The 13,300-nt window shown below is 62.3% G+C and carries 11 protein-coding genes; 2 read left to right on the top strand and 9 right to left on the bottom strand.

Going from position 1 to position 13,300, the window contains the following annotated elements:
* Nucleotides 1-105: 105 nt before the first annotated feature.
* Nucleotides 106-2,763 (bottom strand): DNA mismatch repair protein MutS, encoded by a 2,658-nt coding sequence (gene mutS / locus CYG48_RS00125; protein ID WP_245450521.1) that lies wholly within the window; start codon nucleotides 2,761-2,763, stop codon nucleotides 106-108.
* Nucleotides 2,764-2,960: 197 nt separating this feature from the next.
* Between mutS and CYG48_RS00120 the strand changes: the two genes are divergently transcribed.
* Nucleotides 2,961-5,258 (top strand): NADP-dependent malic enzyme, encoded by a 2,298-nt coding sequence (locus CYG48_RS00120; RefSeq protein ID WP_118848530.1) that lies wholly within the window; start codon nucleotides 2,961-2,963, stop codon nucleotides 5,256-5,258.
* A 215-nt stretch (nucleotides 5,259-5,473) separates the two neighbouring features.
* On the opposite strand, the gene CYG48_RS00115 is transcribed toward CYG48_RS00120, so the two are convergent.
* The 5 genes from CYG48_RS00115 to CYG48_RS00095 form a co-directional block, all read right to left on the bottom strand.
* Nucleotides 5,474-6,346: a GNAT family N-acetyltransferase gene (locus CYG48_RS00115; RefSeq protein WP_118848529.1), complete on the bottom strand. Its 873-nt coding sequence runs from the start codon at nucleotides 6,344-6,346 to the stop codon at nucleotides 5,474-5,476.
* A gap of 98 nt (nucleotides 6,347-6,444) precedes the next feature.
* A complete protein-coding gene (locus CYG48_RS00110; RefSeq protein WP_118848528.1) occupies nucleotides 6,445-8,217 on the bottom strand; it encodes a hybrid sensor histidine kinase/response regulator in 1,773 nt (590 codons plus the stop codon).
* A gap of 54 nt (nucleotides 8,218-8,271) precedes the next feature.
* Complete coding sequence (gene lspA / locus CYG48_RS00105; protein ID WP_118848527.1) at nucleotides 8,272-8,775, bottom strand: signal peptidase II; 504 nt, start codon at nucleotides 8,773-8,775, stop codon at nucleotides 8,272-8,274.
* Complete coding sequence (locus CYG48_RS00100; protein WP_118851393.1) at nucleotides 8,772-9,632, bottom strand: TrmH family RNA methyltransferase; 861 nt, start codon at nucleotides 9,630-9,632, stop codon at nucleotides 8,772-8,774. Before CYG48_RS00100 ends, lspA begins: the two co-directional genes overlap by 4 nt.
* The gene (locus CYG48_RS00095) at nucleotides 9,629-10,777 is read right to left on the bottom strand and encodes a class I SAM-dependent methyltransferase (protein WP_445304309.1); all 1,149 of its coding nucleotides are present in this window, start codon (nucleotides 10,775-10,777) and stop codon (nucleotides 9,629-9,631) included. Before CYG48_RS00095 ends, CYG48_RS00100 begins: the two co-directional genes overlap by 4 nt.
* A gap of 159 nt (nucleotides 10,778-10,936) precedes the next feature.
* Between CYG48_RS00095 and CYG48_RS00090 the strand changes: the two genes are divergently transcribed.
* Nucleotides 10,937-11,392: a CoxG family protein gene (locus CYG48_RS00090; protein ID WP_118848525.1), complete on the top strand. Its 456-nt coding sequence runs from the start codon at nucleotides 10,937-10,939 to the stop codon at nucleotides 11,390-11,392.
* Nucleotides 11,393-11,396: 4 nt separating this feature from the next.
* Here the strand turns inward: CYG48_RS00090 and CYG48_RS00085 are convergent, their stop codons facing one another.
* From CYG48_RS00085 to sppA, 3 genes are all read right to left on the bottom strand, one after another.
* Nucleotides 11,397-11,732 (bottom strand): lipopolysaccharide assembly protein LapA domain-containing protein, encoded by a 336-nt coding sequence (locus CYG48_RS00085; RefSeq protein WP_118848524.1) that lies wholly within the window; start codon nucleotides 11,730-11,732, stop codon nucleotides 11,397-11,399.
* Nucleotides 11,733-11,864: 132 nt separating this feature from the next.
* On the bottom strand, nucleotides 11,865-12,164 hold the full coding sequence (locus CYG48_RS00080; RefSeq protein ID WP_037159231.1) for an integration host factor subunit beta: 300 nt from the start codon (nucleotides 12,162-12,164) through the stop codon (nucleotides 11,865-11,867).
* A 26-nt stretch (nucleotides 12,165-12,190) separates the two neighbouring features.
* The gene (sppA, locus tag CYG48_RS00075) at nucleotides 12,191-13,147 is read right to left on the bottom strand and encodes a signal peptide peptidase SppA (RefSeq protein ID WP_118848523.1); all 957 of its coding nucleotides are present in this window, start codon (nucleotides 13,145-13,147) and stop codon (nucleotides 12,191-12,193) included.
* Nucleotides 13,148-13,300: the final 153 nt, after the last annotated feature.

Raw genomic sequence — 13,300 nt, 5'->3', positions numbered from 1 at the left:
CATAAAGTCTCGCGGCATTCCGGACAACGTTTATAAGCACGCGACGTTTCGAAGTCGTTGCCTGTCAACCTGGCAGAAACGTGTCATTAAAGACAACGGCGCCGGTCAGCCCAACTGCTTCTTCAACGCATACAGCGCGTCGAGTGCCTCGCGAGGAGTCATGTCGTCCGGGTTGATGGCGCTGAGTGCCTCTTCCACCTTCGAAGGTCCGGCACGCTTGGCTTCTTCCTTGCGCACCGCCACCTGGAAGAGCGGAAGATCATCAATCAGCTGGCTGGCCGGGTTCTTGCGGTCGGAATCCTCAAGCTTTGTCAGAACGTCCCGGGCGCGGGCGACCACGCTGTCCGGCAGGCCTGCAAGACGTGCGACCTGGATGCCATAGGAACGGTCGGCGGCGCCAGGGCCAACCTCGTGCAGGAAGATCACTTCGCCATCCCATTCCTTGACCTTCATCGTGGCATTGGACAGCCGGTCAAGCTTTTCGGAAAGCACCGTCAGCTCGTGGAAATGGGTGGCAAACAGGCCGCGGCAGCGGTTTGCCTCATGCAGGTGCTCAACCGCCGCCCAAGCAATCGAAAGGCCGTCGAAAGTCGCCGTGCCACGACCGATTTCATCCAGGATGACGAGCGAGCGGTCGGTCGCCTGGTTGAGGATGGCGGCGGTCTCGACCATCTCCACCATGAAGGTGGAGCGACCGCGCGCGAGATCGTCGGAGGCGCCGACGCGCGAGAAAAGGCGGTCGACGATGCCGATATGTGCGGCCGCCGCCGGCACGAAGGATCCCATCTGGGCGAGAATGGCGATCAGCGCATTCTGACGCAGGAAGGTGGATTTACCACCCATGTTGGGACCCGTCAGCAGCCACAGCGCACCATAGCCTTCGCGCGACTGCGGACCATCGTGGGGAGACAGATCGCAATCATTGGCGATGAACGGCCCGGCAGACTGCTTGCGCAGCGCCTGCTCCACCACCGGGTGGCGGCCGCCTTCGATGTGGAACATGCGGCTGTTGTCGACGAGCGGGCGGCGGTAATCCCACTCTTCCGCCAGCATGGCGAGACCCGCCGCGACATCCACGACGGAAAGCGCCCGAGCGCCGGCCTTGATGGCTTCCGCCTCGTCGGTTACCGCCTTCACCATGGCATCGAAGGCTTCAAGCTCGATGGTCAGCGCCTTGTCCGCGGCATTGGCGATCCGGGTTTCGAGATCCGCAAGCTCAGTCGTGGTGAAGCGCATGGCGCTTGCCATGGTCTGGCGGTGGATGAAGCGCGCCCTTCCCTCCGGCGTGTCGGTCATGGCGCCGGCGTTTCCGGCCGTTACCTCAATGAAGTAACCGAGCACATTGTTGTGCTTGATCTTCAGCGACTTGATGCCGGTCTCTTCGGCATATTGCAGTTGCAGGCCGGCGATCACCTTGCGCGACTGATCACGGAGGGCTCTCACCTCATCCAGTTCGGCATTGGCACCCTCGGCAAGGAAGCCGCCGTCGCGCTTCAGCAGGGGCAGGTCCTGGGCAAGCATGCCGCCCAGCATGGTTTCGAGCTGCGCCGGCAGCGCTTTCAGGTCTGCCAGCGCCTCGCTCAACTCCTCCGGCAGCATTGCCTTGTCGAGGAAGGCGGCGACACCGCGCGCAGCTTCAAGACCCGCCAGAATGGCGCCCAGATCACGTGGTCCGCCGCGATCAAGCGCGAGGCGCGAAAGGGCGCGCGGCATGTCGGGCACGTGCTTCAGCGATGAACGAAGCTCGGAACACAGGCCCGGCTCATCGAGCAGGAAGGAGATGGAGTCGAGCCGCCGGTTGATGCGGTCGGGGTCGGTCAGCGGCGACATCAGCCGCTCGGCCAGCAGGCGGGCGCCGCCGCCGGTCACCGTGCGGTCGATTGCCTTCAGCAACGTTCCTTCGCGATCTCCCGAGAGTGTCCACGTCAGTTCGAGGTTGCCGCGCGTCGCTGGGTCGATGAAGAGCGTCGATGCGCCGCTTTCGCGCTCGGGCCGGCCGAGCGGCGGGCGTTCGGCGATCTGGGTTTTCTCGACATAGGCAACGGCCGCGGCTGCCGCTGCAAGCTCGGAGCGGGAAAAGGTGCCGAAGCCATCCAGCGTGCCGACGCCGAAATAACGGGCGATGCGACCTTCGGCGCTCGCGCTGTCGAAAAGAACAGCCGGCTGCGGCACCGCCACCTTGCCGAGCACGTCGAAGACCGGCTTCAGTTCCGGATCATGGAACATGGTATCCGGCAGGATGAGCTCCCGCGGATCGATGCGCAGGATATCCGCGAGCAGGCGCGACTGGTCGGTTTCCGCCAGACGGAAGACACCAGTGGAGATGTCGATCCAGGCAAGCGCCATCTGGGCTTCCGACGAGCCGCGGATGCGCGCAAGCGCCATCAGGTAGTTGGACTCGGACGCGACGAGGAGCTTCTCCTCGGTGATCGTGCCGGGTGTGACGAGCCGCACCACGTCGCGCTTTACGACCGATTTCGAGCCGCGCTTCTTTGCCTCGGCGGGGTCTTCTACCTGCTCGCAGACGGCGACGCGGAAACCGAGCGCGATCAGCTTCTGCAGATAGTCATCGGCCGCATGGACGGGCACGCCGCACATGGGGATGTCCTGGCCCATATGCTGGCCGCGCTTGGTAAGCGTGATGCCGAGCGCGCGCGACGCATCCACCGCGTCCTGGAAAAACAGCTCGTAGAAATCGCCCATCCGGTAGAAGAGCAGCGAACCGGGGTTGTTCGCCTTGATCTCGATGAACTGCTCCATCATCGGCGTTGCCGAGGCACGGCTTTCCTCAGTGGCAAGCTCGGCCGCGTTCAATGCTTCGGTGGAGAATCGTTCGTACTGGGTCACGGGACCGTTTTTTGTTGCGTGCTCGAACCTGCGACACTATCGATTATGACCCTTGAAAGACAACATCTGCAGCAGCCCCGGGGACGGCTGCCCACAAAAAAGCTGGAGGAGACATGGCCGCGAACGACACAGCGTCGAAGGGCGCAGCGCAAACGCGTGCATCGGTGACGGAGCAGGAGGCTCTGGATTTCCACTCGGAGGGGCGGCCGGGCAAGCTGGAAATCAACCCGACAAAACCAATGGCAACCCAGCGCGACCTCTCGCTGGCCTATTCTCCCGGCGTTGCAGTGCCGGTGAAGGCGATCGCCGCCGATCCTGCCACGGCTTATGACTATACCGCGCGCGGCAACATGGTGGCGGTCATTTCCAACGGCACGGCCATCCTCGGGCTTGGCAATCTCGGTGCGCTCGCGTCGAAGCCTGTCATGGAAGGCAAGGCGGTGCTGTTCAAGCGCTTTGCCGATGTCGATTCGATCGACCTCGAGGTCGATACCGAGAATGTCGACGAGTTCATCAACTGCGTGCGCTACCTCGGACCCTCCTTCGGCGGCATCAACCTGGAAGACATCAAGGCGCCGGAATGCTTCATCATCGAAAGCCGGCTGCGGGAACTCATGGACATCCCGGTCTTCCATGACGACCAGCATGGTACGGCCATCATTGCTGCCGCGGGGCTCATCAACGCGCTGGAACTGACGGATCGCGACCTGAAGACCACGAAGCTCGTCTGCAATGGCGCCGGTGCGGCAGCGATTGCCTGCATCGAGCTCATCAAGGCGATGGGCTTCAACCCGGAAAACATCATCCTGGTCGATACCAAGGGCGTCATCTACCAGGGCCGCACCGAAGGCATGAACCAGTGGAAGTCGGCGCACGCGGTCAAGACCGACAAGAGGACGCTGGCGGAGGCGATGAAGGGCGCGGACGTGGTATTCGGCCTGTCGCAGAAGGGCGCCTTCACCGAAGACATGATACGCTCCATGGCGGACCGGCCGATCATCTTCGCCATGGCCAATCCGGATCCGGAAATCACGCCGGAGGAAGTGGCGCGCATCCGCGAAGATGCGATCATGGCGACCGGGCGCTCGGATTATCCGAACCAGGTCAACAACGTGCTGGGCTTCCCTTACATCTTCCGCGGCGCGCTCGATGTGCGGGCAAGCCAGATCAACGACGGCATGAAAATTGCCGCCGCCCGTGCGCTTGCCAATCTGGCGCGCGAGGACGTGCCGGACGATGTTGCCGCTGCCTACCAGGGAAATCGCCCGCGGTTCGGGCCGCAATACATCATTCCTGTTCCCTTCGATCCGCGACTGATCTCGGCCATTCCGGTCGCGGTTGCGGAAGCTGCTATGGAAAGCGGCGTGGCGCGCAAGGCGATCCCGGATCTTGCCGCCTATGCGCGCGAGCTTTCAGCCCGTCGCGATCCGATCGCCGCGACCACGCAAGGCATCTACGAGCGGGTGCGCCGGTTCCCGAAGCGCGTTGTCTTTGCGGAAGCCGAAGAAGAGCAGGTGATGCGGGCGGCAATTTCGTTCACCCACCAGAAGCTTGGCACGGCGATCCTGCTCGGGCGCGACGACGTGATCCGAGCCACAGCGGAAAAGGCCGGCATTGATCTTGACCGGCCAGGCATCGAGATCGTCAACGCCCGCCTCTCCAACCGCGTCGATGCCTATGTCGACCACCTCTACGCGCGGCTGCAGCGGCAGGGTTTCTTGCTGCGCGACGTGCAGCGGCTGATCCACAACGACCGCAACCATTTCGCCGCGACCATGGTGGCGGTGGGTGACGCGGACGCCATGGTGACCGGCACGACGCGCAATTACGCCACCGCCCTTTCGGATGTGCGACGCTGCATCGACGTAAAGCCGGGGCACAAGGTGATCGGCGTGTCGCTGGTGATCGCCCGCGGGCGCACGATCTTTGTCGCCGACACTGCCGTGCATGACATGCCGAACGCCGAGCAGATTGCCGATATTGCGGTTGAAGCGGCAAGGGTCGCCAAGCGGATGGGCTACGAGCCACGCGTGGCGCTGCTTGCCTATTCCACATTCGGGCAGCCGACCGGGGAACGCTCGGAACGGGTGAGGGAAGCGGTGCGGATCCTCGACCAGCGCCGCGTGGACTTCGAGTTCGACGGTGAAATGGGCGCCGATGTAGCGCTCAATGCACATCGGATGGAGCAGTATCCGTTCTGCCGCTTGTCCGGCACCGCCAATGTGCTGGTGATGCCGGCCATCCATTCGGCCTCGATCTCGACGCGGATGCTGCAGGAGCTTGGCGCCTCGACGGTGATCGGCCCGCTGCTGGTCGGCCTGGACAAGTCCGTCCAGATCACCCAGATGGGCGCCAAGGACAGCGACATCGTCAACATGGCAGCGATTGCCGCCTACAACGCAGGTACGTGACAGCGTTGAAGCACTGTGCCCGGTGGATTAGAGTTCAGGTGAACTGAGATCCACCGGCGCTGCCTCATGAAGGTCATCGAATAGCTAAACGCTCGAACTTGCGTTCGACCACCAAGACTTAAGCGCTTCCGTCCAGAGCAACCCCTGGAGGGAATGCTGCTTCTCACGGCAGACGAGACGATCGCCCAGTACCGGGGTCTGATCCGGTTGATGCGTTAGCCGGCGAACCGGCCGGCGTCTGCACCGTAATAATTGATGTAGCGGTTCGAGATCGAGGCGATCGGCAGCACGATCAGCACGTCCGTCGTGTTGAAGGCGCGGTCGACCACGGCGCCGTCTCCGACCATGGCGCCGAGGCGCAGATAACCCTTGATCAACGGCGGAAGGGCGCTCAAAGCCTGTCGCGTATTGACGGCCTCGAGCGGCATCAGGTCCATGTTGTTGTAGAGTTCAGGCCGCGCCGAGACCGCCCATTCGCCCTTGGCCGACACCGTGTGGTGGAGGAAGGAGAGAGCGACGGCATGCTCTTCCGGCTTGATACCGGAGAAGGACGCGCAGCCGAACATGGCGCTCATGCCATGCTTCAGCGAATAGGCCCAGTTGCCCTGCCACAGAAGCTCGACGGTACGCTTCGTGCGATAATCGGGCAGCACGCAGGACCGGCCGAGTTCCATGAACTGCTTGTCCGGGTGGCGGGCGAGCAGTGGTTCGATGTCGTATTCCGAGGCCGAGTAGAAGCCGCCATTGGCGCGCGCTACGTCCTGGCGCAGCAGCCGGTAGGTGCCGACGATCTGGTCTTCGATCTCGCCGGGGATGGAATGGTCGATAACCAGCAGATGATCGCAGAAGGCATCGTAGGAATCCATGTCGCGCCTGCTGCTCATCGCCTCCGGGCTGAGCTGCGCATTCATCTCTTCGACGAAGACGCGATAACGAACCGCCTGGGCGGCCTCGATCTCGCGCGCGTTGCGGGCCAGCCGGGTTTCGAGCTGCCCAATGCGGCCGAATGTATCGCCGCTTGCCGGAACAGGGGCCGGCGCCTGGTTTGAAGACACGGTCACTTCGCGTTTCAGGAGTTCGGTTGTCATGGTGATTTCCCCGCCCGGGTTGGACCACCATCTTTAATCACGCTCCTGCGACAGAAACGTGACAGCCGCGGGCACAATAGGTCCCGCCATCCAATCCGTCAATGTGACTGCTGTTGCCGGTGGAAGAGGTGCAGGGCCTCGATCTCCTGCAGGAGCCGTGTTGGGTCGACGGGTTTTTCGAGAACCATGCGGGCGCCCATGCGCAGAGCCTCGCGCTTGAGATCCTCGCTGCTGTCGCCGGTGAGAACGATCACCGGCAGCATGGCGGTGTGACTGCGCTCGCGCATCGCCGAGAACAGATCTCCGAGTTCGCCGCCCGGCATATGCATGTCGGACAGGACGAGATCGGGAACGGCCACTTCGTCCGTTACGGCTTCGACCAGCGCCGCAAAGTCGTCGCAGCGATGCACCCGATGGCCAGCCTTCGTCAGCGTTGCCCGCAGAAGCAGGGCATTCACCGGGTCATCCTCGCCAAGCAGGATGTCGAGGCTACGCTTTGCCGGTGCGGTCGCGGCCAGTTCAACCTGCGAGGCGACGTTTTCCTGCAGCGCATCCCTGGTCCGGAAGCCACGCATGCGCCCGCTCAAAACGTCGATCAGTGACTTTTCCCGAAGCGGGCGGATCAACCAGGCGTCGAAGAAATCCTGCGGCTGGGAGGCCCGCTCTTCCGGATTGACGAGCAGGATCCGGTGAAGCGGGGCATGCGCTTTCTCGTTGGCATAGTCCGAAGCGAGCCGATGATCGACGATCAGGTCGGTATAGGGAACCGGGCCGGCCGCAGCGCGATCGATCAATGCCTGGGCCTCGGCGGTGCCCGAGACATGCCGGCATCGGCCGCCCAGCGTCTCGATCGTCGCAACGGTTGCCTTGGCCGCGGGCCCTTGGGGCGCCAGAAGCAGGACCCGCGAATTGGCGAGCAGCCGGTTGCGTTCGATCAGGCCTGCCTGCGCGGCTTCTGCAAGCCGCAGCGGGAAGCGGATCGTAAACGTGCTGCCGGAGCCGCGGGTGCTTGCAACCGAAAGCGAGCCGCCGAATTCAGCCAGGATGCGCGACGCGATGCCGAGGCCAAGGCCCGAACCGCCGCTACGAGTTTCCGCGCTGCCTGCCTGTTCGAACTCGCCAAAGACCTTCTGCTGGTCCTCGAGCGTCATGCCCGGGCCGGTATCGACCACGGCAATGGTGACGTCGGCACCTTCTGGCTTTTCCTCAAGGAAAACGCGAACAAGCACCCCACCTTCGCTGGTGAACTTTACCGCATTGCCGATGACGTTGAACAGCACCTGGCGGATACGGGCCGGATCGAAATCGAGCAGGTCCGGCACGTCGGCCGCCACCGTGGCCGCGATCTCTATGCGTTTTTCATGTGCTCGTGGCGCCAACATCTCAACGACGCTTTCGATGGTCTGGCGCAGATTCTCGGCGCGGTTGTTCAGGCGAAACCGCCCGGCCTCCAGCGTCGAATAGTCGAGCAGGTCCTCGACAAGCTGGGCCAGCGCGTGGCCGGACTGGCGAATGCCGCTCAGGTAATTCTGCTGCTCGGCCGTCAGCTTCGTCTGGGCCAGAAGATGGGTCATGCCGAGGATGCCGTTCAACGGCGTCCGGATTTCGTGAACGACGGTGGCGATCTGACGAGCCTTGGCGGCACCGGCCGTTTCCGCCTGATGGGGATCGCGTCCCTTGCGTCGGCGCCAAGCGGCGAGCCGGGAAAAGAGACCGCCAAAGGAGCCCGAAGGTGACGTTTGTTTGACGCTTATTGGGCGCAGTTGATGGGGCGGGACAAACCGCTCCGGCGGGGACTCATTGTCCTCGTCCCTCACCGACAAGGAGAAGGCTTTGGCAATGCGCTCGTGGATGTCAGCAATATCCCGCATACGCCCAGACTAGCGCGGGTTCTTTGCAGATCCTTGGAGCAATCCGATAAAATTCTAATGATCGGCGGGATTCTGCTTGTCCTTCGGGCTGACCAGTTCGTCGAGGATCACAAGCCCCGCGCCGACGGTGATGAAGCTGTCTGCGAGGTTGAAGACAGCAAACGACCAGGTCGCTGTATGGAACAGGATGTAGTCGATCACATGACCGTAGGCAAAACCGTCGATGAGATTGCCGATCGCGCCTGCGATAATCAGCATGAAGCCGCCATGTGCGAAAGCACGATCGTTCGGCGTGCGCCGCCAGAGCCAGATCACGAAGGCGATGATGATGACCCGCATGCCGACGATGAACTCGCGCTCCATGCCAGACAGGAGCGAGAAGGCAACGCCGAGGTTATAGGTGCGGTAAAGCGCTAGGAAGGGCATCACCGGCACCGCTTCGTGCATGGGAAGATAATTCTCCACCGCCAGCTTGATGGCCTGGTCGAGAAGGACCGCAACGACGATCACGATCACTGCCGTCAGCGGGCGCGACAGGAAGGCAGCGCGTGTTGTCATTTCGTCTCATCCAGGCTGAGGAGATGGCGCCGCGCCTCAAACAGCATCACCGCTGTTGCGACAGCAAGATTGAGCGAATCCGCCCTTCCCTGCTGGGGGATGCGAACCGTGCGGTCGGCCGCATTGGCAAGAACATCCGGCAGGCCGGATTGCTCGTTGCCCATCAGCACGATGGTCGGCTTTTTCTTGTAGTCCACGGTGCGGTAGTCGACGGCACCGGCAAGATGCGTCGCAACGACCTGCGCGCCGGACCGCTTCTGCCAGCCAAGGAACTCGTCAACGCTGCATTTCACGACAGGCATGGCGAAGACCGAGCCCATCGTGGCGCGCACCGTTTCCAGCGAGAAGGGATCGGTCGACTCCCCCACGAGGATGACGGCCGACGCCCCAGCCGCATCGGCAGTGCGGATGATCGTGCCGAGATTGCCCGGATCGCGAACCCGGTCCAGTGCAACGAGAGTTTCGTTCTGGCTGGGTTTGAGGTCATCGAGCCGCTTCCAGCGCTGCTCGAAAATGCCAACTACCATCTGCGGATTGTCGCGACGGGTGACGGAGGAAAGAACCTTTTCGCTCACCTCCAGAACCAGGCCGCCATGTGCAACGGTCTTGGCGGCAACCTGCTCGACCAGCGGCTTGCCCTTGGCAGCCTTGGCGTAAACGAGGGTGCGGATCGACCAGCCAAGCTCCAGCGCGTCGATGACGAGCTTCAAGCCTTCGGCCATGAAGGTACCGCTTTCCTCGCGGTCCTTCTTGTTGGTCAGCGCCTTGATGTCCTTGATGATCGGGTTTGCGAGGGAGGTGACTTCCTTCACCTGCCCGACCCGGCGTGCGCCCGGTTTCTGGTAATGATCTGTCATGCCGGCACCCAACGACTGAAAAGGGATGTGGAAAGCGCGCGGCCATGGTCCTTGCCCTCAAGGCCTGCCTCGCGGATGACGAGCTCGCCGGACTCGACGACGCCGCCGGCGCCGCGCATGGTCTCGCGCATCAACTCATGGATCGAATAGAAGCTGGCCCGGATCGAATAAGCCGTCAGCACAAGGCCCACCGCCTTGTCCGACAGAAGCTCGCGGCAAATGTCGAGCATCAGCGGCAGGTGGTCGAAGAGATGCCAGACCTCACCATTCGGACCGCGGCCGAACTTCGGTGGGTCAGTCAGGATGATGTCATACGTGTTGCCACGACGCTCCTCGCGCAGGATGAACTTCATTGCATCCTCGCAGATCCAGCGGATCGGCGCCTTGTCCAGACGTGCAAGCGACTGGTTCTCGCGGGCCCAGCCGATCGCCTTCTTGGATGCATCCACATGGGTGACCTCGGCACCGGCCGCGGCAGCAACCAGCGAGGCGACACCGGTGTAACCAAACAGGTTCAGCACCTTCAGCGGCCGCTTGGCATCTTCAACCTGCTTCTTCATCCATTCCCAATGGACGATCTGCTCAGGGAAAACGCCGACATGGCGAAAGGCGGTAAAGCGGCCAAGAAAATCGACGTCGAGCAGGGAGAGCGGCCAGGTCTCGCCGAGCGCCTGCTTGGGAAACCGCCAGCGGCCCATGCCATCCTCGTCGGTGTCACCCGTGAAGACGGCATCCGCGTTTTCCCAGACATGCGCCGGCATGGCCGGTCGCCACAGCGCCTGGGCTTCCGGACGGACGATCCGGTAAGGGCCGTATTGCTCGAGCTTCAACGCGTTGCCGCTGTCGATGAGGTGGAAATCACCGGCGCCTGCCGATTCCAGGATCACCGGGACACGTTCCGGCGGACGATCACCGGTGCGGGTAAGAAGCGGTCGGGTTTCTGCCGCCGGCACGGCGGCAGGGCGCGGCGCCTTGTCTGCAGCCGGCTTGCTGTCGGATTTAGGACCCGGCTTGCCGCCTTGGCTGTAGGCGCGCGGCGCAGACTTGGGCGAAACGGCTTTTGCAGCCTTGGCCGGGCCACGCTGCGTGCGCTGCGCCGCTGCGGGCTCACCCTTTTTCCCCGGTCGCCTTTCCTTGTTCTTCAATGCCTGTATCCGCTCGATTGTCGTTTGCGCCAGCAGATAACACTTGCGGCCGCATTCTCAAAGCCGCCCTGCCCGGCACGGCTCCGTTTTCTTGCGCCCCTTGGCAAAGAACGTCCTGCTTGCAATATGATCCCAGTCGTTCGGATGGAGGAGCATCACATGGACATGGACGGGGAAGAGCGGATCGCCGCACCGAGAGACGTGGTTTGGGCGGCGTTGAACGATCCGGAGGTCCTTCGCCAGTGTATTCCGGGCTGCCAGAGCCTGGAGATGAAGTCGCCGACGGAACTGACGGCGGCGGTGAAGCTGAAGATCGGTCCGGTATCTGCCAATTTCACCGGTGACGTGACGCTGTCGGACGTCGATCCCCCTGAAAGCTACACGATCTCGGGGGAAGGCAAGGGTGGGATAGCAGGTTTTGCCAAGGGCTCGGCGCAGGTCAATCTGGTCGAGGATGGGGCTGAAACCCTGCTTCGTTACAACGCCAAGGCGCAGGTAGGCGGCAAGCTTGCGCAGCTTGGCTCGCGGCTGATCGATTCCTCTTCGCAGAAGCTCGCCAAGCAGTTCTTTTCGGATTTCAACGCCGCAGTCGTAGCGAAATACGGCGCCGCCTGAGTGGCTACTTCGCCGGCAGCCCTGACGGTGTCGCGGCGCCGGACACCACAGTCTTGTGCTCGTTCTGCCACTTCACCGCTTCGCGCGCCTCGACGCGCGCCTGGCGGCGATGCTTGCCTTGGCCAACCCAGGTCACGCACCAGCCGATCAACAGGCCAAGCAGGACCGCAAGGAAGAGGAACAGGAAGAACGGTGCCGTTACCGACAGCACACTGTCTTCCGGACGGAAAGGATTGAGTGCCAGCGTCACCGGCTGACGGTTTGCGACGGCAAGTACCACCAGAACGATGCCGAGCGGCACGAAAACCACTAGGCTGACAATCCTCTTGAACTTGTTCATGGCATTCTCCTGCAACGCATCGTCAAAGCACAGCCGTCCTGGCATCTGTTGCAGGATAGGTGCGGCCCGATTGGTTTCAAGCCTTCAGGCTGCGTGTTCGGCATCATCATCGGTATGCAGCGCCGGAAGGAATCAATCGTCCTCGTCGGCCAGACCCGGGTTCAGCCGCTCGCGCAGCTCCTTGCCCGTCTTGAAGAATGGCACCCACTTTTCTTCAACAAAGACGCTTTCGCCGGTGCGCGGATTGCGGCCCGAACGTGAGGGCCGGTTCTTTACCGAAAAGGCACCGAAACCTCGCAGCTCGACGCGGTTTCCAGCTGCAAGGGCATCGGTGATCTCGTCGAGAACCGCGTTGACGATGTTCTCGACGTCGCGGTGGTAGAGGTGCGGATTGCGAGCGGCGACGATCTGCACCAATTCTGATTTGATCACGGTTGCCCCCTGAAAAAACTGGATATTCAGCCGCGGCTAACCTGCCAAACCGAGACAAGACCGTCAAGGAACAACTTCTCGGCGCCGAAGCTGCGCAGCACATCCGGGGCGATAAGCTGGTCCATGCCGGTGAGCTTCAGCAGCGTCGCCATGGCGCTTGCGAACCAGAAGGGCGAGGACGAACCCTTGTCCTTCCAGTCCACCACGGGAAGATCCTTTGAGACCCCGCGCGACTCAAGATAGGCGCGAATATCGTCGTCGTCGCCCAGCTGGTCGACAAGCTTGACGCCAAGGGCCTGGCGTCCGGTAAAGATCGAGCCGTCCGCGAGCTTCAACACCTCGTCGCGCGGCATGTTGCGGCGTTCGGCAACGAGATCGACGAACCAGGCATAGCTGTCCATGACCATGTTGCGGATCATCGACTTGGCTTCCTCGCTTGCCGGATGGAAGGGTGATGGCTCGGCCTTCAGCGGTGCCGATTTGATCTCCTCAAGCGAGACACCGATCTTCTTCATCACCTCATCAACCTGCGGATACTGGAAGATGACGCCGATGGAGCCGGTGATCGAGCTTTCGCCGGCAACGATCTGGTCTCCAGCGGTCGCGACCATATAGCCTGCGGATGCTGCCAGCGTGCGGATGTCGGAAACGACGGGCTTCTTTTCCGCCACGTCGCGGATCGCCTTGAAGATGCGCTCGCCGCCATAGGTCGTGCCGCCCGGCGACGAGATCGACACGATCAGCGCCTTCGCCTGGCTGCTTTCCTTGATGCGTTCAAGCCGCTCGAGCAGTTCCTTGTTGTCGGTAATCATGCCGGTGATTTCGATGCGCGCCACATGCGGCACGGCAGAGCCTGCGCCGCCACCTCCGGCGACCCGGTAAAGCGCGAAGCCGATCCCCACGAGGAAGATCAGCGCGACCACCCGCCAGAAGCTCAGCTTCCGGCGCAGGCTGCGCCGATCTGCGATTGCCAATTGATCCATGCAAGGGCCCTTCAGAAGCTTGTGTCGGTTGCTAGATAGGGTCTCTAGCCGGTTTTACAGGCACGTTCATCACGTTTTTATGTTGTTCGTTATTGTTTGTTGATGGATATAAACCATATGACGGACAACGCCGACCTGGAGAGCCGGGTTTGC

Source organism: Neorhizobium sp. SOG26, from assembly GCF_003491345.1.
Lineage (GTDB): Bacteria > Pseudomonadota > Alphaproteobacteria > Rhizobiales > Rhizobiaceae > Neorhizobium > Neorhizobium turbinariae.
Note: the sequence above shows the minus strand (reverse complement) of the source record. Positions and strands in the feature narration are given on the sequence as shown.